This is a genomic window from Streptomyces anulatus, assembly GCF_014650675.1.
Lineage (GTDB): Bacteria > Actinomycetota > Actinomycetes > Streptomycetales > Streptomycetaceae > Streptomyces > Streptomyces anulatus.
The window spans coordinates 57,186-74,196 of sequence record NZ_BMVK01000021.1 but is presented as its reverse complement, the minus strand read 5'-3'; the positions used below and the strand labels follow the sequence as shown (position 1 = coordinate 74,196).

Below are 17,011 nucleotides of genomic sequence, written 5' to 3'. Positions count from 1 at the left end.
ACTCTATCCGGTGCGGCCGTACGGCTCAGGGGTCCGCCAGCTCTGAAAGGGCCGGTCGAGGGTGTAGCGGCCGTTCTCGCCCAGCAGCAGGGTCCGTGTCTCGCCGTTGCCCGGGTTGGACAGCGACTCGAACTCCGCGACCGACCAGTGGAACCAGCGCATGCAGAACAGTCGCATCGTCAGTCCGTGGGTGACCAGCAGGACGTTCTCCGGGTGGTCCGGCTCCTCGAAGCTCCGGTGCAGGCTCTCCAGGAACGCCCCGACCCGGTCGTAGACGTCGGCGCCGGACTCTCCCTGGGCGAAGCGGTAGAAGAAGTGCCCGTAGGCGTCCCGGTAAGCCTTCTGCAGCCGTACGTCGTCCCGCTCCTGCCAGTTGCCCCAGTCCTGCTCGCGCAGCCGGGGCTCCTCGCGGACGCGGACGCGTGCCGGGTCGAGACCAAAGGCCCGGAACGTCTCATGGGTGCGGCGGTACGGCGAGATGTAGACGCTCACCCGCTCCTCGCCGAACAGCTCGCGCAGCCCCTCCCCGGTCTCCCGGGCCTGCCGCAGACCCGTGTCGGTGAGCCGGAGCGCGTGATCGGGCTCCCGCTCGTACACCGTGTCGTCGGCGTTGCCCTCGGACTCGCCGTGCCGGACGAGGACAATGCGCTGCGGTCGTGCCATGCCCCGACCATAGATCGGGTCGGGCCAGCACGAGTGGTCGGGGCCGCGCACCAGGGGCGCGGACCCGGGTCACACCGTCCAGGAGGGCTCCAGCTCCACGACGTCTCCCGTCAGGGCGATCACGTCCGTCTCGGTCTGCGCGCGGGCCGCCAGCCGCTCGGCCCCCGCCGCGCGGTACTTGCCGCGCTCGGCGCTCGACCTCCACAGGGACAGCGCCAGGAACTCGTTGCCGGGAGCCTCGCCGAACACGCCGCGCAGCATGCCGGGCGACCCGGCCACGGCGGGGTTCCACACCTGCTGCTGCATCAGCACGAAGTGCTCGGCGCGCTCCTCGTGGACCCGGCTGTGCGCGACCCTGACGACGTCCGCCTCCGCGAAGTGGGGCTCGAATCCCGTCTTCACGTCGAAGCGGCGCTCGAAGAGCGTGACCTGCATGTCGCGGAACATGCCCGACTGCCCGGCCGCCAGCCGATCGTGCCCGCGCGCCATGAAGGAGTCGTAGAAGACGCGGTTCTCCCAGAACGCGAACACATGGGCGACGTCGGGGCGCGTTCGGCTCCACCCGCCGCCCTGTCCTCTGAACCCCGGCTCGCCGAGCAGCCCCGCCCACTTCCGCTGTCCCCGTTCGAAACCATGACGGTCCACCACGGAGCAGCGAATCCACTTCACCAGCACCGCGCCATCGTACGGCGCGGAACGTGGCACGCGTCACGGTCCGGGCGAGCCCGTCCCGGCCGGTCGTTCCGCCCGCCCCCGTGTCGCGGGGGCCTGTGAGGAGGCTCCAACAGCCGTGCCGGGGCCGGAGGGTGGCCCGAATCCGACGCCCGTGGCCGGAGCAGTTGGTTCCGCCGCCGGTTCCGTACATGATCGGGTGAATCGTGTATCAGGTGGTGGATACGGTCCGTGGGCCGTCGGCCGGGAGGGAAGTCCCTTGAGCACTCCGAACAAGGACATCGAAAAAGTCGAGGTGCGGGTCAAATGGGACCCCAGCCCGCACGGGGCGGCGGCCAACGACCTCGACATCATCGCCGCGACCTACCCGGCCGACGAGCCGCACGGCGCCCCCGCCTATCTGGTGCACTTCGACAGCCGCTCGCCGGACGGCACCATCACGCTGAACCGGGACAGCCGGAACGGCCAGGGGTTCGGCTTCGACGAGGTCATGACCATCGAGCTGAACCGGCTGGCGGACGCGTACGGGCGGGTGGTGGTCGGTGTCGCCATCCAGCAGCGCGACGGTCACAAGACCTTCGGCGACATAGGGAACACGGCGATGGAGATCCGCGAGGGCTACACGAGCCTGACCGAGAGCGACTTCTCCGACGTGGCGTGGGCGACCGCTGCGGTCGTCGGGGAGTTCACCCGGGACGGCTCGGGTCTCTGGGGGTTCCGCTCGGCCGTACGCGGCTTCGACGGCGACCCCGACACGTTCGCCGCGGTGATGGGAAGCCGGGCCGCCGAAGGGTGACGTCGGCCAGTTCCGGCCAACCCGGCGTGGGCGTCGGTGACCTGCCGAAAAGCGGCCGGGGACATGCCGAAGGGGACCGGCCGGTGGCCGGTCCCCTTCGTGAACCGCGGGTCAGCCGCGCGTCGGCGCGGTTCCCCGTCCGGTCAGCTGCAACCGCTCGTCGAGCCGCAGCCCTCGCAGATGTAGCAGGAGCCGGCGCGCTGCATCTTCGTACCGCAGGAGAAGCAGAGCGGGGCGTCGGCGCTGATGCCGAGCTGCATCTCGACCAGTTCGGCCGAGGTGTGCGCCGTCTTCGGTGCGGGCTTCGCGGCGGGCTCCTCGGGAGCCGCCACCACCTTCAGGGGCTCGGCGCGGACCGGGGCCGACTGGGCCAGGCTGTCCGCGTCCAGGCCGTCGGCCTCGAACGACGGCTCGTAGCTGCCGGTGTCCAGGTGACGCTGACGCTCCTCGGCGGAGTGGATGCCGAGGGCCGAGCGGGTCTCGAAGGGCAGGAAGTCGAGCGCCAGGCGACGGAAGATGTAGTCGACGATCGACTGCGCCATCCGCACGTCCGGGTCGTCCGTCATCCCGGCCGGCTCGAAGCGCATGTTGGTGAACTTCGAGACGTACGTCTCCAGCGGGACGCCGTACTGCAGACCGACGGAGACGGCGATGGAGAAGGCGTCCATCATGCCCGCGAGGGTCGAACCCTGCTTGGACATCTTCAGGAAGACCTCGCCGAGACCGTCGTCCGGGTAGGAGTTGGCGGTCATGTAGCCCTCGGCGCCGCCCACCGTGAAGGAGGTGGTGATGCCGGGACGGCCCTTGGGGAGACGCTTGCGGACCGGGCGGTACTCGACGACCTTCTCGACCGCCGTGCGGATGGTCTCCTCGGCCTTCGCGGTGACCGCTTCCTTCTCCTTGTCCTTGGTCTTGGCGGAGAGGGGCTGGCCGACCTTGCAGTTGTCGCGGTAGATCGCGAGCGCCTTGACGCCCATCTTCCACGCCTCGAAGTAGACCTCTTCGACGTCCTCGACGGTGGCCGTCTCGGGGAGGTTCACCGTCTTGGAGAGCGCGCCGGAGATCCACGGCTGGATGGCCGCCATCATCCGGACGTGACCCATCGCGGAGATGGAGCGCTCGCCCATCGCGCAGTCGAAGACCTCGTAGTGCTCGGTCTTCAGGGCGGGGGCGTCGACCACGTTGCCGTTCTCGGCGATGTGGGCGACGATCGCCTCGATCTGCTCGGGCTGGTAGCCGAGACGGCGCAGCGCCTGCGGCACCGTGCCGTTGACGATCTGCATCGAGCCGCCGCCGACCAGCTTCTTGAACTTGACCAGGGCGAGGTCGGGCTCCAGACCGGTGGTGTCGCAGGACATCGCGAGACCGATGGTGCCGGTGGGCGCGATGACCGAGGCCTGCGCGTTGCGGAAGCCGTTCTTCGCTCCGAGCCGGATCACGTCCTGCCAGGCCTCCGTCGCGGCGGCCCAGACCGGCGAGTCGAGGTCGTCGACATGGACGGCCTTGGCGTTGGCGTCGGAGTGCTGCTTCATGACGCGCTGGTGCGGCTCGGCGTTACGGGCGTAGCCGTCGTACGGGCCGACGACCGCGGCCAGTTCGGCGGAGCGGCGGTAGGAGGTGCCGGTCATCAGCGAGGTGATGGCTCCGGCCAGCGCACGGCCGCCGTCGCTGTCGTACGCGTGACCGGTCGCCATCAGGAGGGCGCCGAGGTTGGCGTAACCGATGCCCAGCTGACGGTAGGCGCGGGTGTTCTCGCCGATCTTCTGCGTGGGGAAGTCCGCGAAGCAGATCGAGATGTCCATCGCGGTGATGACGAGCTCGACGACCTTGGCGAAGCGCTCGGACTCGAAGGACTGGTTGCCCAGGCCGTCGTCCTTGAGGAACTTCATCAGGTTCAGCGAGGCGAGGTTGCACGAGGTGTTGTCCAGGTGCATGTACTCGCTGCACGGGTTCGAGCCGTTGATCCGGCCGGACTCCGGGCAGGTGTGCCAGGCGTTGATCGTGTCGTCGTACTGGATACCCGGGTCGGCGCACGCCCAGGCGGCCTCGGCCATCTTGCGGAAGAGGGACTTGGCCTCGACCTCTTCGATGACCTCGCCGGTCATCCGGGCGCGCAGCCCGAACTTGCCGCCCGCCTCGACGGCCTTCATGAACTCGTCGTTCACCCGGACCGAGTTGTTGGCGTTCTGGTACTGGACGGACGTGATGTCGTCGCCGCCCAGGTCCATGTCGAAGCCCGCGTCGCGCAGGGCGCGGATCTTCTCCTCCTCCTTGACCTTGGTCTCGATGAAGTTCTCGATGTCGGGGTGGTCGACGTCGAGGATGACCATCTTGGCCGCGCGGCGGGTGGCGCCGCCCGACTTGATCGTTCCGGCGGACGCGTCGGCGCCGCGCATGAACGAGACCGGTCCCGAGGCGTTGCCGCCGGAGGAGAGGAGCTCCTTGGAGGAGCGGATACGGGAGAGGTTCAGGCCGGCTCCGGAGCCGCCCTTGAAGATCATGCCCTCTTCCTTGTACCAGTCGAGGATCGACTCCATGGAGTCGTCGACGGCCAGGATGAAGCAGGCGGAGACCTGCTGCGGCTGGGGCGTGCCGACGTTGAACCAGACCGGGGAGTTGAAGCTGAAGACCTGGTGCAGGAGGGCGTACGCCAGCTCGTGCTCGAAGATCTCCGCGTCCGCGGGAGAGGCGAAGTAGCTGTTGTCCTCGCCGGCCTTCCGGTACGTCTTCACGATGCGGTCGATCAGCTGCTTGAGGCCGGTCTCGCGCTGCGGCGTGCCGACGGCCCCGCGGAAGTACTTGCTGGTGACGATGTTGACCGCGTTCACCGACCAGAAGTCGGGGAACTCGACGCCACGCTGCTCGAAGTTGATCGAGCCGTCGCGCCAATTGGTCATGACGACGTCACGGCGCTCCCACGCCACCTCGTCGTACGGGTGCACGCCGGGGTTGGTGTGGATGCGCTCGATACGCAGACCCTTGCTCGCCTTGGCGCCCTTGGTACGGGAACCTCGTGCCGGGCCGCTCGCCGTCTCTGTCATGCCGCCTCCCATATGTGGGCGAAAACGCCCTGAAGTGCCCAGATCTTCCCAGGCACAATGTGTGTCCGATGCTCCGGAAGCCGCACTCGGCAGCCGGAAGCACATCTCATGTCGCCCTGCCGCCGGTCCGCAGTCGTTACGTCTGCGGGCACGGGCGTCCCGGGCGGGTACCGCTCAGTCGGCGGCAATGGCGGGCGCGGGGACCTCAAGGGTCTCTCCGCTTCCGCGGTCCTCTGCGGAAGGCCGCTGCGTACGCAGTTCCACGATGGCGGCCTCGAAGTCTTCCAGGGAATCGAACGCCCGGTAGACGGACGCGAAGCGCAGGTACGCGACGAGGTCGAGTTCCTGCAGCGGGCCGAGGATGGCCAGTCCCACGTCGTGGGTGGTCAGCTCGGCGCTGCCGGTGGCGCGCACCGCCTCCTCGACCCGCTGGCCGAGCTTGGCGAGGGCGTCCTCCGTGACGGGTCGCCCCTGGCAGGCCTTGCGGACGCCGGAGATGACCTTGGTGCGGCTGAAGGGCTCGGTCACGCCGCTGCGCTTGACCACCATCAGCGAGCAGGTCTCCACCGTGGTGAAACGGCGGGAACAGTCGGGGCACTGCCGGCGGCGACGGATCGACGTCCCGTCGTCGGTGGTGCGACTGTCGACGACCCTGCTGTCGGGGTGCCTGCAGAAGGGGCAGTGCATGGCTCCCAACCCTCCCTCACACGCACGACTGAATAGCCTCTTCAGGGCCTTGTCCGGGCCCTTGGAAGCAGTCCCCAGCATAGGCGATGACCACGGTGCGATTGAACCGCGACCACAACTTCTGGGCGACTGGAGCAATCCAACCACTAGATCTAGGGTTGAGTCGCGTTTTCGGCCCCATCGCGTGTCGCGCACCGGACCTCGCTCGGAGGCCGCTCGGGGGGAGCGTGGGCCAGAGAAGAGGGTACGGGAAACGCGGGACCGCCGAGCCGCCGGGGCACCGGCGCGCGGGTCCGGATGAAAGACTCGGGCGGGGACGGCGACGGGCCTCCGCGGAGCGTTCGCGCAGCCTCTATTCTGTTGCTCATACACCTGTCGGTAGCACTGCGGCACCCCTTTATTCGTTTTTCACTCGAACGTGTGTTTGGCGCAACCTTTCGAAAGCTACTACCGTTGTCCAGCTAGGGAGAACATTCGAGAGGGGCCGACGTGACCACCACCGCAGACAGCGCCACCATCACCGCCCGGGACCACCGCTCCCAGAGCCGACTTGAGCCGGTGCATGCCATGAATGACTCAGTCACGAACACGGACGGGCCCGAGCCCGCACGCCCGGGACGTTCCATGCCCGGCAGGCCGCCCGGCATCCGGGCGGACAGCTCGGGGCTCACGGACCGGCAACGGCGGGTCATCGAGGTCATCCGCGACTCCGTGCAACGGCGGGGATACCCGCCCTCCATGCGGGAGATCGGTCAGGCGGTGGGCCTGTCCAGCACCTCGTCCGTCGCCCATCAGCTGATGGCGCTGGAGCGCAAGGGCTTCCTCCGCCGGGACCCGCACCGGCCCCGCGCCTACGAGGTGCGCGGCTCGGACCAGCCCAGCACCCAGCCGACCGACACGACGGGCAAGCCCGCCGCGTCCTATGTGCCGCTGGTGGGCCGGATCGCCGCCGGTGGCCCGATCCTCGCGGAGGAGTCCGTCGAGGACGTCTTCCCGCTCCCCCGCCAGCTCGTCGGCGACGGTGAGCTGTTCGTCCTGAAGGTCGTCGGCGACTCGATGATCGAGGCCGCGATCTGTGACGGCGACTGGGTCACCGTCCGCCGCCAGCCCGTCGCGGAGAACGGCGACATCGTCGCCGCCATGCTCGACGGCGAGGCGACGGTCAAGCGCTTCCGCCGGGAGGACGGTCACGTATGGCTGCTCCCTCACAACGCCGCGTACCAGCCGATCCCCGGCGACGAGGCGACCATCCTCGGCAAGGTGGTGGCGGTGCTGCGACGGGTCTGAGGACGTCAGATCCGAGAAGAGCGCCGGTCACGGCTGTCTGCCCCGGGGTCACTGCCTAGGACGTCGATCATGACGTCGGTCCCGGGGCTTTGCCTTGCCCACCCGCCCGGAGCCGGGCGGGTGGGCGGGCTGCCGGCGGATCAGGCCCCGTCCGCCTTGGCCCGTGCGTCGATGGCGGCCAGGGAGCGGCGCGCCTGGTTCGGGTCGGTGGTGTACCAGAAGTCCGGCAGCGAGGCGCGCAGATAGCTCCCGTACCGTGCGTTGGCGAGCCTCGGGTCCAGCACGGCGACGACGCCCTTGTCGCCCGTGGCCCGGACCAGCCGGCCCGCGCCCTGGGCCATCAGCAGAGCGGCGTGCGTCGCCGCCACCGCCATGAAGCCGTTGCCGCCCGCCTCCTCGACCGCCTTCTGCCGTGCGCTCATCAGCGGATCGTCCGGCCGGGGGAACGGAATCCGGTCCATGACCACCAGCTGACAGCTCGCCCCCGGGACGTCCACGCCCTGCCAGAGCGACAGCGTGCCGAACAGGCAGGTCTCCGGGTCGGCGGCGAAGTTCTTGATCAGCTCGCCGAGCGTCTCCTCGCCCTGGAGCAGGATCGGCTTGTCCAGGCGGCCCCGCAGCTCCTCGGCCGCCGCCTTGGCTCCCCGCATGGAGGAGAACAGCCCCAGCGTGCGGCCGCCGGCCGCCTCCACCAGCTCGGCGAGCTCGTCCAGCATGTCCGTACGGGAGCCTTCGCGGCCCGGGGTGTTCAGATGCCGGGCGACATAGAGGATGCCCTGCTTCGGGTAGTCGAACGGGGAGCCGACGTCCAGCCCCTTCCACTGCGGGACGTCCTCGCCCGCCGTGCCCTCGGGGGCCAGCCCGAGGGACGCGCCCACCCCGTTGAAGTCTCCGCCGAGCTTGAGGGTGGCCGAGGTCAGCACCACGGACCGCTCGGCGAAGAGCTTCTCGCGCAGCAGTCCGGAGACGGAGAGCGGGGCGACCCGGACGGAGGCGCCGAACCGGTCGTGCTGCTCGTACCAGACGACGTCGTACTCGGAGCCCTGGGTGATGCGCTCGGCGACGCCGTGGATCGACTCGACCGAGGCCAGGGCCTGCTTGCGGACGGCGTTCTCGTCCTCGACCGACTTGTCCCGGGTGGCGCCGATGGCGGAGATCACCGTGCGTGCCGCGTCGCGCAGCGCCATCAGCGCGTACCCGAGGTCCTCGGGCACCTCCTCCAGACGCCCCGGGAGCGCCAGCTCCATGACCCGTTCGAAGCCCTCGGCCGCGGTCTGCAGGGCGTCGGCGGCCTTTTCGTTGACCAGCTTCGCCGCCCGGCGGACCGCGCGGTTGACCTGGGCGGGGGTGAGCTCGCCGGTGGCGACGCCGGTGACCCGGGAGACCAGCTCATGGGCCTCGTCGACGATCAGCACCTCGTGCGACGGCAGCACCGGCGCGCCCTCGATGGCGTCGATCGCGAGCAGGGCGTGGTTGGTGACGACCACGTCCGCGAGCTTCGCGCGCTCGCGGGCCGCCTCCGCGAAGCACTCCGCGCCGTACGCGCACTTCGTGGCGCCCAGGCACTCCCGCGAGGAGACCGAGATCTGCGCCCAGGCGCGGTCCGAGACGCCGGGGGTCAGATCGTCCCGGTCGCCCGTCTCCGTCTCGTCCGACCAGTCCCGCAGCCGCAGCAGGTCCTGCCCCAGCTTGCTGGACGGGGCCGCCGCCTCGAACTGGTCGAACAGCCCCTCCTCCTCGTCCTGCGGAACCCCTTCATGGAGCCGGTGCAGGCAGAGGTAGTTCGACCGGCCCTTGAGCATGGCGAACTGCGGGCGGCGGCGCAGCAGCGGATGCAGGGACTCGACCGTACGCGGCAGGTCCCGCTCCACGAGCTGTCGCTGGAGGGCGAGGGTGGCCGTGGCCACGACGACCCGCTCCCCGTGCGCCAGGGCCGGCACCAGATAGCCGAGCGACTTGCCCGTACCGGTGCCGGCCTGGACGAGCAGGTGGGATTGGTCGTCGACGGCCTCGGCGACGGCTTCGGCCATGGTGACCTGGCCGGGCCTTTCCGTACCGCCGACGGCGGTGACGGCGGCGTGCAGGAGCTCGGGGAGGGATGGCTTCGTCATAGCCCGACCACCCTACGGCGCACCACTGACAACGGCGATCACTCCCGGACGCGGGCGGAGGGGTGCAACGGGTTGGGGACCGTGCCGTGGATCGCCGCGTGCGGCCGGCTGGCACGGTCCCGGTAGCCGTCGACGAGCAGGCGGTTGCGGTTCAGACAGAGTCGCTCGATCTCGGGGGTGAGCATGTCGAAGAGCTCGAACCGCTCCTTCAGCTCCGGAAAGCGGGCGTGGTGGCGGACTATCTCCGCCCGGACGAGTGACCAGAACACGTCCTCGGAGACACCGAGCTGCTCCTCGCACAGGGGGGACAGATAGCGGAAGACGCCCACGAAGAGGCCGGAGTGGATGAACTGGGTGAGGAAGGACGGCTCCTCGGTGAGGAGGACGGCGCGCACCTCGTCGGGCATGCCTGCGTGCTCGGGCAGCGGGTGGGCGCTGACGTTGACGTCGTCGACGAAGTCCTTGATGGCGAGCCGTACGGGCACGTCGTTCTCGTCGAACACGACGATGGCGTTCTCGCCGTGCGGGGAGAAGACGGTCCCGTAGCGGTAGAGGAAGTGCAGCAGGGGCGGCAGCAGGGCACCGAAGAGCCGCTTCAGCCAGACGTCCGGGGACAGGCCGGAGCGCTCGACCAGCTCCGCGGTGAACGCGCGGCCCGCCGGATCCGTATGGAGGGGGGAGGCGAGCGTGCGGGCGCGTTCGCCCGGCGCGAGGCGGGGCGGCAGGGGCTCCCGCCAGATCGCGCCGAGGATCTCCTTGTACTGGTAGGGCGCCTCGGGGAGGTGGTCGTACAGCGGGTGCTCCACGGCGACGGAGGCGACCTCGCCGAGGAGGACGACCCGGCAGGTGTCGCGCAGGAAGGGGTCGTCCTCGCACAGCCCCTGGACCCAGGCGGTGACCGCGGGGGCGGCGAGGGTCCGCTCGGTCGGCAGGCCGCGCCAGACCAGGGTGTTGAGGATGGAGAGCGGGAGCTTCACGGTGTGCCGCTCGGGGCGCTCCACGTTCGCGAACGTACGGATGGACTGCTGCGGGAGGCGGGCGTCGCCGTCGGTGTGCAGGGCCACGATGTCGCCGTCGGCGATGGCCGGCGCGAAGAGCGGCACGATCCACTCGTCCCACTGCCAGGGGTGCACGGGGAGGTAGAGGTAGTCCCGCGGGTCGTGCCCCCGGGCGCGCAGCACCTCGGCGAAGGCGTCCCGGACGTCCGCGTCGAGCTCGCCGGCGTACAGCTGCTCGGGGGTGCCGACGCGGCCCACGCCCCGGTACTGCGCGATGCGGGTGCTGACCGCGATCCACGGCAGCCGGAGCGGGCTGCGGGTCTCGGGGGTGAAGCGGGCGGCGTCGGCGGCGGAGAAGCCGAGCCGTCCCTTGCTCGCCACCAGCCAGGGGTGGCCGGTCTGATGGCCCTCCAGCTCCGCGTAGTCGAGCGCGGCGAGCTGCTCGGCGGTGAGCGCGGTGTGGTCGAGCCGGGCGTCGGCGGACAGGGTCCGGGTCAGCTCGCGGATGAGGTGGCCCAGCGTCGTGCCGTCGAGCCCGAGGAGGCTCCGGGCCCGGGTGAGGAAGGTCAGCGGGTCGCGGAACGGCCGGGAGCCGCTGGCCGGGCCGTTGGGCTGCGGCTCGGCGCTCGCGGCGGCGGATGAGCCGTTGGCGTGAGCGGCCGGGGGCCCCGCCGTGACCTCGATCGAGTCGGGGTCGACGCGCCAGCTGCCGTACACGCCGCGCCGGGCCGTGAAGGCGAGCGCTCCCCCGTCGTCGAGGGTCAGCCGGTGGCGTCCGCCGGTCCCGGGCTCCGGGACGGGCTCGATGATCTTCTCGTAGGCGAACTCGCCGAGCATCTTGGCGAGGAGCCGTACGGCGGCCCGGTCCCAGATCTGTCGGTTCAGCTCCGGAGGGCTGAACAGCTGCGGGGACTCGGCTGATTCACGGCTCGCGGGATATATCGGCACGGGGACTCCTCCGGATGGAACCTATGAGGTTCGAGCGGTGTGGAAAGTGCGGCGAGTAAGTCACAGCTGGGCTCGGTACGTTCGGTCGCGGATCATCAGCGCGGCGCGTTTGTCGGGGAGATCCACTTCGGCGGAGAAGCGGAAACCGGCGCTGAGGAAAGCGGATACGGATGGGGTGTTGCGCAGGTCCGGCTCGGCTACGACCCGTCCGCACCTCGGAAGGTTGTCCAGGACGAGGTCGGCGACGGCGCGGAGCAGGGTGGTGCCCACGCCCCGGCCCCGGTTGTTCACGCCCCCGATGAGGAGATGGACGCCGGTGTCGTGGGGGCGGGCGGGGTAGTGGCGGGCCAGGGGGTCGAGATCGGCGCGGTAGATCTCCCAGTAGCTCATGGGCGTGCCGTCGAGCACGCCCAGGCACGGAATGCTGCGGCCGTCCCCTTCGAGCTGGGGCCTGAGGTGGTCGGCGGTGACGGACTCGGGTCCGGCGAGCTCCCAGAAGGCCGCCACGGCAGGGTCGTTCATCCAGCGGCTGACGACGGCGAGATCGCGCTCGGGCCAAACGGGGAGAAGGGCGAACTCTCCCGCCGCCGTGGCCGAGGGCGGCCAGGCCCCCGGGTCGCCCAGCAGCTCGCCGGGGGCCCCGGCCCGGGCTGCCCCGGCGCTTCGGCCCTCGGCAATCAGGGCGAGGAGCTCCTCGGTGAGCTCCAGGTCGAGGGTGTCCTCGACGCCGGTGCTCCCGTCCGCGCTGCTGCCGGACCGGTCGGCGGTGCCGTGGTCGGCCGGTACGGCGTCGGGTTCCGCTGAGGGTTCGGCGGGAGGCACGGTGGCGCTCTCCTCTCTGGACCGGGTGCGGTCGGTGGGCGTCTCCGGAGCGGGTGCGGTCGGAGTCTGCCGGTCAGGTGCTCAGCTGTGCAGCGGATTGGCGATGGTGACGTACACGGACTGGGTGTCGACCGGCCCGACCAGTTCGTCGAGGCCGTGGAGCCGGGTCAGCAGGTTGGCCTTGCAGCGCAGTTGGCGGTGGGCCAGGAGATACGCGGGCAGGGGCGAGCCCAGTTCCGCGGTCTCGGTGAGGAATCGGCGCAGAACGGTGAGGAGTTGCTGCTCGTCGGCCAGGCGCTGGGCGCCGAACGCCCCGATCAGGCCAAGGACGTTGTTGATGCCGAGGTAGTACGCGAACCGCTCGTCGGTGACCGGGTCGGAGACGAAGGTGTCGCTGACGGCGCCGATGCCGGGGAGCCGCTGTTCCAGCTCGTCGCGGCGGGAGTCGCGGAAGTAGTAGCCCTGGTTGTCCCGGTAGCGGCCGCCTACGGGCCAGCCGTCCGGGTCGAGGAGGACGAGGGTGTTCTGCTGGTGGGCTTCGAGGGCGACTCCGCCGTGGGCGTCGAGCCAGAGGACGGGGCGTACGACGTGGTGCAGATAGCGGCGGAACCATTCGGCGGACACGTCGGTGGCGGCGCGGCCGGTGCGGGCGGCGAGGGCGGAGACGACCTCGGCGAGCCGGGAGCGCATGCCGGGCCGGCCGGGCCGGGGGCGCTGCGCGGTGAGTCCGGCGATGCAGGCGGCGTCGTCGCCCGGGCCGAAGGGGTTGTGGCGGAGCATCACGTCGAGCCCCGTGACGGGTGCGCCCTCGGGGTCGTCGACGGCGAGCCAGGCGGGGTCCCGGACGATGTCGAAGCCGGGGTGTTCCCGCTGCCAGCGCTCGGCGAGCCCGGTCGACAGGAGGCGGTGGACCTCGACGCCCCGGTGCAGCTCCTTGCGGAGGTTCTCCCGGCGGGAGTTGGTGATGCGTACGCCGAGGGAGAGCTTGAGCATCACCCGCGCCCCGGGCCGGTGCACGGTGCGGATGGAGGAGGTGGGGTGCCAGTGCTCGCCGTGGGGGCCGAGGTCGTGGAGCAGCCCGGTCTCGGCGAGGGCACGGACCTGGGGGCGGTGGAGCAGATCGGCGGCCTGCCAGGGGTGCACGGGCACGGCGACGGTGCCGGGGGGCGGCTTCAGCCCTTCGGCGTGCGGGGCGAGCAGCTCGTCGGCGGTGGCCGGACCGCCCTCGGTCCAGGCGGAGTCGGTGGCGATCAGCGACCGGTCGACGGCGAACCAGTGGAGCGGGAAGGACCCGTGGAGCTCCGGGGAGTAGCGGCGGGACTCCGACTCGGAGAGGCCTTCGCGGCTCTTGGGCGTGGGGTGGAGGGGGTGGCCGAGCAGCAGGGACTGTTCGGCGGTGAGGAAGAGGTCGGCCTCCGCGGGGTCCGCCGGGCTGCGCCGCCGCTGGTCGATGAAGCCGGCGGTGTGGCGTACGGAGTCGGCGACCCGGGCGACCAGATCGCCCGCGCCGCTCTCGCCGCCCTCGCGGCCGATGAGGACGGCGACGGTGGCGGCGTCGGCGGGCGGGGCGCCGGCGGGGGCGTTCTCCAGGGCAGGGGCGCCGAAGCGGTGGGTCCCGGTGGCGGACCAGTAGCGCACGGGGACGAGCAGGGCGGTGCCGCTGGCGGGGAAGGCGATGCGCAGGGTGTCGCCGTCGGGGCGGGGCAGGTCGGTCTCCCGGGTCCAGCACCGCAGGAGGCTCTCCGTGCCCGCCGCGTCGGCGGCCCGCAGCGGGTCGGGGTCGTCGAGGGCGTCGGGCCTCCGGTCCTGGTCCGTCGCCGCTTCGTGCCCTGAACCCGGCCCGTACGAAGGGGGGTTCGCTTCTTCGTGGTGCACGGATTTCTGGCGGGGCACGGTCGTCGCCTCGACCGTGCCGGGGGCGGCCGGTCCGTCCTGCCCTCGGTGCTGGGGGGTGCCGTGGCCGTCGGCCTCGGACGCGGGGGTGGGGTTCACGGCGTTCTTCCTTGTGGGGATTCCGGGTTCAGGTGGTCGGCCCGGTGGTGGTCCGACGGTGCGGGGAGCGTGTCGCGGCTGCCAGCGCGTCGGCGAGACGGTCGACGACGGCACTCGCCTGCTCGTCGGTGATGGTGAGGGGCGGCAGGAGGCGGACCACGGCGTCGTGGCGGCCGCCCAGTTCGACGATGAGGCCGCGCCGCAGACATTCCTGCTGGACGGCGAGGGCGAGGGCCGGGTCGGGCGGCGGGGCGGGGTGGTCGTCGCCGGCTTCGGCGGGCAGGGGTGCGCGCTCGGGATCCACCAGCTCCATGCCGATCATCAGTCCACGCCCCCGTACGTCACCGATTCCCGGGTGGAGTGCCCGCAGCTCCGTCAGACGGGCGAGCAGCCGGGCCCCCAGGACCGCCGCGCGGTCCGCCAGTCGGTTCTCCCTGACGTACGCGAGCGTGGCCGCGCCCGCCGCCATGGCGAGCTGGTTGCCACGAAACGTACCCGCGTGGGCGCCCGGCTGCCAAAGATCCAGTTCAGCGCGGTAGACGATCACGGCGAGGGGCAGGGAGCCGCCGATCGCCTTGGAGAGGACCATGACGTCGGGGACGATGCCGCTGTGCTCGACGGCCCAGAAGGCGCCGGTCCTGCCGACCCCGGTCTGCACCTCGTCGGCGATGAGGGGGATGGAGCGGTCCTCGGTGATCCGGCGCATGCGGCGCAGCCAGGAGTCGGGGGCGGGGTTGACGCCGCCCTCGCCCTGGACCGGCTCCACGATCATTCCGGCGGGGGCCGGAACGCCGCCCTTGCGGTCGTCCAGCAGGTGTTCGGTCCAGCGGGCGGCGAGCGCGGCGCCGCGCTCGCCGCCGGTGCCGTACGGGCAGCGGTAGTCCTGCGGGAAGGGCAGCCGGGTCACTCGTACGTCGGTGGCGCCGCCGGACGCCTCCAGGGCCCCGGCGGTCATGCCGTGGTAGGCGCCGGTGAAGGTCAGCAGGCCGGTGCGCCCGGTCGCGGCGCGGACCAGTTTGAACGCGGCCTCGACGGCGTCCGTACCGGCGGGGCCGCAGAACTGGATGCGGGCGTTGTCGGCCAACTCCCTCGGCAGGGTGGCGAACAGCTCGGTGGTGAACGCGTCCTTGACCGGGGTGGCGAGGTCCAGCACGTGCAGGGGGGCGCCGGAGTCGATGACCTTCCGGATGGCTTCGAGCACGACGGGGTGGTTGTGCCCGAGCGCCAGCGTGCCGGCGCCCGACAGACAGTCGAGGTAACGGCGTCCGTCCGCGCCCTCGATGGTCAGCCCGCGGGCGCGCACCGGGACGATCGGCAGGGACCGCGCGTAGGTGCGGGCCGCCGATTCGCGCAGGGTCTGGCGACGGAGAATGCCCTCGTGCGCGGAGGGTGGCGCCACCGGTGCGGGTTCGGTCACGGACACGACTCTTGATCCTCCTGCGGTAACAGTTGCGTTGCACGTCGGTACGTTTTCGCGCGGACGCACCGAGGGCGTGAACGCTGTCCTGGTGTCCCCCGTACGTACCAACGACGCCGTCCGCGATGGATCACGGGTAAATCGGAACATCCTCGCGGCGGCGGAACCGCGGACCTGCCGCGTACCGTCACCATCGGCACCGGCATAGTGGGGGCCGCACAGGGGCGCGGAAGCACCTGCTCCGGCGCCCGAAGTGTCCGCAATACAGCACGAGTACCGAGTGACGAAGTCCCAGGGGGATCACGAGATGCGACCCATTCGCCCGACCGATACCGCACGGCGCGGGAGGCGCGCACGGCGCATGCCCTCCACCGCGCTCGCCGCGACCGCCGTTGCCGCGGTGCTGGCGCTCACCGCCACCGCGTGCGGTCCGGAGGAGGACAACGCGGGCGGTTCGCCCAGCGCCTCGGCCGACCAGTCGTCCGACGGCAAGGTCGCCATTCCGGACGACCTCAAGGACCGGCTCAAGGAGCACGGTATCGACCCCGACAAGTGGCGGGACGGGGAGTGGAAGAACTGGGACAAGGACAAGTGGCTGCGTGAGGCCAAGGACTTCGTCAACCCGATCATCGACGGTCTGTGGGACCCGGACCGGATGCGGGAGGCCGACAAGCCCCCGGAGAACCCGGTCGACAACGACATCTCCGGCGACGACGGCGTGACGGACCCGACGCCGGCCCCGGTCCAGGCCGCCGGTGTCGCGACGCCGTACCACGACAACGCCCCCGAGTCCGGGAAGCTGCTCTTCGACGGCCCGCAGGGCTCGATGGTCTGTTCCGCGACCGTGGTGAAGGACCCGGCGAACCCCGGCAAGTCCAACATGGTGTGGACCGCCGGGCACTGCGTGCACGCGGGCAAGAAGGGCGGTTGGTACCGCAACATCGCCTTCGTCCCGGCGTACAACAACGACGGCCTGTCGCTGGCCGAGCTGGAGACCGCACCCAAGGAGAAGATCGCTCCCTACGGTGTGTGGTGGGGCAAGTGGGCCCAGACCTCCGAGCAGTGGATCGCCCAGGGCGCAGCTGTCGGCGGCCAGGGCGCCCCGTACGACTTCGCGGTGCTGCATGTGACGCCGGAGAAGGGCGCGGGCGGCAAGTCGCTGGAGGAGACGGTCGGTTCGGCGCTGCCGGTCGAGTTCAACGCTCCCGCCGTGCCGGAGATCACCGGCATGACGGCCACGGGCTACCCGGCCGCGCCGCCGTACGACGGTCAGAAGCTGCTCCAGTGCAAGGACAAGCCGGGCCGGCTCTCCGTCTTCCAGGACCAGCCCACGATGTACCGCGTCGGCTGCACGATGACCGGCGGTTCCTCCGGCGGCGGCTGGGTCGCGGCGGGGCAGGACGGCAAGCCCGCCCTGGTCTCGAACACCTCGATCGGCCCGGTCACCGCGGGCTGGCTGGCCGGACCCCGGCTCGGCAAGGAGGCCGAGGGCATCTACCGCGCGGTGAGCGAGAAGTACGCGGGCCAGTAGGTCCCGGCCTTCGACGACGGGTCCTCCGCACGAGATCTCGATCGCG

12 protein-coding genes are annotated in these 17,011 nt (G+C 71.0%); 3 read left to right on the top strand and 9 right to left on the bottom strand.

Translation table 11 applies throughout. From position 1 onward, the window contains the following. Window positions 1-3: 3 nt before the first annotated feature. Entirely contained in the window at window positions 4-663 is a 660-nt protein-coding gene (locus IE272_RS34330) for a histidine phosphatase family protein (RefSeq protein ID WP_190009568.1), read from the bottom strand. A 69-nt stretch (window positions 664-732) separates the two neighbouring features. After that, on the bottom strand, window positions 733-1,338 hold the full coding sequence (locus IE272_RS34325) for a YdbC family protein (RefSeq protein WP_050360283.1): 606 nt from the start codon (window positions 1,336-1,338) through the stop codon (window positions 733-735). A 256-nt stretch (window positions 1,339-1,594) separates the two neighbouring features. Here IE272_RS34325 and IE272_RS34320 point away from each other — a divergent pair, with 256 nt between their 5' ends. Next, window positions 1,595-2,131, top strand: coding sequence for a TerD family protein (locus tag IE272_RS34320; RefSeq protein WP_050360284.1), 537 nt, complete (start codon window positions 1,595-1,597; stop codon window positions 2,129-2,131). A 143-nt stretch (window positions 2,132-2,274) separates the two neighbouring features. On the opposite strand, the gene IE272_RS34315 is transcribed toward IE272_RS34320, so the two are convergent. Both IE272_RS34315 and nrdR read right to left on the bottom strand, forming a co-directional pair. After that, entirely contained in the window at window positions 2,275-5,172 is a 2,898-nt protein-coding gene (locus IE272_RS34315) for a vitamin B12-dependent ribonucleotide reductase (RefSeq protein ID WP_050360285.1), read from the bottom strand. A gap of 174 nt (window positions 5,173-5,346) precedes the next feature. Beyond that, window positions 5,347-5,859: a transcriptional regulator NrdR gene (gene nrdR, locus IE272_RS34310; protein WP_018962021.1), complete on the bottom strand. Its 513-nt coding sequence runs from the start codon at window positions 5,857-5,859 to the stop codon at window positions 5,347-5,349. Between the two features lie 489 nt (window positions 5,860-6,348). Between nrdR and lexA the strand changes: the two genes are divergently transcribed. Further along, window positions 6,349-7,146, top strand: coding sequence for a transcriptional repressor LexA (lexA, locus tag IE272_RS34305; RefSeq protein ID WP_010072358.1), 798 nt, complete (start codon window positions 6,349-6,351; stop codon window positions 7,144-7,146). A 140-nt stretch (window positions 7,147-7,286) separates the two neighbouring features. Here the strand turns inward: lexA and IE272_RS34300 are convergent, their stop codons facing one another. The 5 genes from IE272_RS34300 to IE272_RS34280 all read right to left on the bottom strand — a co-directional run bounded on the left by IE272_RS34300 (window position 7,287) and on the right by IE272_RS34280 (window position 15,440). Beyond that, window positions 7,287-9,257 carry an ATP-dependent DNA helicase gene (locus IE272_RS34300; RefSeq protein ID WP_050360286.1) on the bottom strand — a complete coding sequence of 657 codons (1,971 nt, stop codon included), beginning with the start codon at window positions 9,255-9,257 and terminating at the stop codon, window positions 7,287-7,289. A gap of 38 nt (window positions 9,258-9,295) precedes the next feature. Then, complete coding sequence (locus IE272_RS34295; RefSeq protein ID WP_190009566.1) at window positions 9,296-11,203, bottom strand: IucA/IucC family protein; 1,908 nt, start codon at window positions 11,201-11,203, stop codon at window positions 9,296-9,298. 60 nt (window positions 11,204-11,263) lie between these two features. Further along, complete coding sequence (locus tag IE272_RS34290) at window positions 11,264-12,025, bottom strand: GNAT family N-acetyltransferase (protein ID WP_190009564.1); 762 nt, start codon at window positions 12,023-12,025, stop codon at window positions 11,264-11,266. Between the two features lie 81 nt (window positions 12,026-12,106). Further along, complete coding sequence (locus IE272_RS34285; protein ID WP_190009562.1) at window positions 12,107-14,017, bottom strand: IucA/IucC family protein; 1,911 nt, start codon at window positions 14,015-14,017, stop codon at window positions 12,107-12,109. A 28-nt stretch (window positions 14,018-14,045) separates the two neighbouring features. After that, window positions 14,046-15,440, bottom strand: coding sequence for a diaminobutyrate--2-oxoglutarate transaminase family protein (locus IE272_RS34280; protein WP_056698907.1), 1,395 nt, complete (start codon window positions 15,438-15,440; stop codon window positions 14,046-14,048). Between the two features lie 355 nt (window positions 15,441-15,795). Here IE272_RS34280 and IE272_RS34275 point away from each other — a divergent pair, with 355 nt between their 5' ends. Further along, on the top strand, window positions 15,796-16,965 hold the full coding sequence (locus IE272_RS34275; RefSeq protein WP_098892560.1) for a trypsin-like serine peptidase: 1,170 nt from the start codon (window positions 15,796-15,798) through the stop codon (window positions 16,963-16,965). The last annotated feature ends 46 nt before the right edge of the window (window positions 16,966-17,011 follow it).